Source organism: Acidithiobacillus sp. TH-A36, assembly GCF_057473445.1.
The window spans coordinates 1-1,682 of record NZ_JBYCKP010000665.1 but is presented as its reverse complement, the minus strand read 5'-3'; the positions used below and the strand labels follow the sequence as shown (position 1 = coordinate 1,682).

Sequence of the window (1,682 nt, the reverse complement as noted above, 5' to 3'; positions counted from 1 at the left end):
AGCCGAAGCCCTTGATATGCTGGACGCCTGCAATACCGGACACGATGGCTCCATGACCTCCATTCATGCCAACAGCCCCATCGAGGCATTGGAACGGCTGGAAACGCTGGTCCTGCGCTCCGGCGTTCCCTGGCCACACTTCGCTATCCGGCAAACGGTTTCCCAAGCCATTCATTACGTCATCCAAATGCGTCTGAACGCCGAGGGTAAAAGAGCCATCAGCGCCATTATGGAAATTCAGGGCATGGATCCGCAAAGCCAGACCTACCGTTATCAAAGCATTGCCATTCCCGAAGCCTGAAGGATTTGCGGGCCAAAACGTGTCTCCAGGGATTGGCGTTTCGTTGCACATGCGGGGATCAATTTGATCTCTTGATCGGTTTTGGAATTTCTACTTTCAGAAAAAACCAGAAAAAAGCCGTTTAATGCCGCACCATAATCACGCTGCACCCATTATTCTCCTGAATCAGCAATCCATACTTACTGTTCAGGAAGGACTATCATGGAACTGTTCAATCCCTCCACACAAATGATCGTGTTACCGCTACTCGCTCTGGTGTATCTCTTCACCGCGATGGTGGATAGCCGATGTGAAATCAAAGGCCATTTCTCGTTTTTCGCCAAATTGATTATGGGTTTTTGTATTGGCGCATTCGCGGTCGATATTATTGCTTATATCGCTTCTGGTCGGCAGGTCTCCCTATCCGGTGTAACAGGAATGTCCGACTACACCAGCAGTTCCGGATTGGGCGCACCAATCCCCTCTGCTTCTGGTAATGGCATGCCGTGGGATGGGATCTTGGATGAGATTTTTAAGGACCTGGAAGATTATGTCGTCATTGTTGTCGGCGGCATTGCTTTCGTCGTCGGCGGCATTGTGTATATGTTTGGGGTAGGCAGTCGGGCCATGCGGTTTGCCCTGACCTCAAGCCACTCCACCGAAAACCAGGCTACATTTGCCGAATGGAAAAACGACCTGGACAAAATGGTCCGTTCCGATGTGTCCCTGACGGAACTGAAAGGCTGGCGTCGGGTTTTTCGGCACATCCACCCCAAATTGATGATGCTCCCCGCTTGGTGGCCCTGGCAGGGTTATGGGGCCTGGAGTTACATGCGGTATATCCTCATTTCCGGAAAACTGGCCAAGGATGCCCCGCCCTCCGTGCGCCGGTATGTACTCGGGCATGAGCTCGGACATATTCGCTTCGGGCATACGGCGCTGAACTATATGTATCCCGTCACTTCGGTCCTGTTCCTGACCGCCATGGGCGTATTTCTGGGCAGTACCGTCCCGGAAACCAAAACCATCGCGGCCTTTATTCTGCTCGCTTTGCTGGTACCCAAAAGCGCCCTGCTCTGGTTCCCAAACCGCCGGGAATATCAGGCGGATCGCTATGCAGTAGCCGTCAACAGTACCCAGGAGGCCATTGAAGGCTCTCTCTGGATGGCGGAGCACGGCCAGGACCGTTCTGCTTTGCGCCAAAAACGGTTGTTGAGATTGGGCTACGGCAAAACGCACACGGCGGCAGCCGCTGTTACCCGGGAATAACCCATGCAAACCGGTGAAAGTCGCGCAGAACGACTCCGAAAAAGCCCCGTGCATCGTGCCGTCATTGGTAAAAAGCGCGTGATGGGCGTGCCTTTCAATTACACGGTCATGCTCTTTTCTGGCAGTTTTTCCT

At 53.2% G+C, this 1,682-nt stretch carries 3 protein-coding genes; 2 read left to right on the top strand and 1 reads right to left on the bottom strand.

What is annotated here, in order from left to right; translation table 11 throughout:
* Positions 1-301, top strand: a 301-nt coding sequence (locus AC2VLY_RS16590) for an ATPase, T2SS/T4P/T4SS family (RefSeq protein ID WP_486922675.1), incomplete at its 5' end; no start/stop codon positions are given.
* On the opposite strand, the gene AC2VLY_RS16585 is transcribed toward AC2VLY_RS16590, so the two are convergent.
* On the bottom strand, positions 274-450 hold the full coding sequence (locus AC2VLY_RS16585) for a hypothetical protein (protein WP_158627752.1): 177 nt from the start codon (positions 448-450) through the stop codon (positions 274-276). The genes AC2VLY_RS16590 and AC2VLY_RS16585 overlap by 28 nt on opposite strands.
* Positions 451-502: 52 nt before the next feature.
* On the opposite strand from AC2VLY_RS16585, the gene AC2VLY_RS16580 reads away from it, so the two are divergent.
* Positions 503-1,549 carry a M48 family metalloprotease gene (locus AC2VLY_RS16580; RefSeq protein WP_486922674.1) on the top strand — a complete coding sequence of 349 codons (1,047 nt, stop codon included), beginning with the start codon at positions 503-505 and terminating at the stop codon, positions 1,547-1,549.
* Positions 1,550-1,682 lie beyond the last annotated feature (133 nt).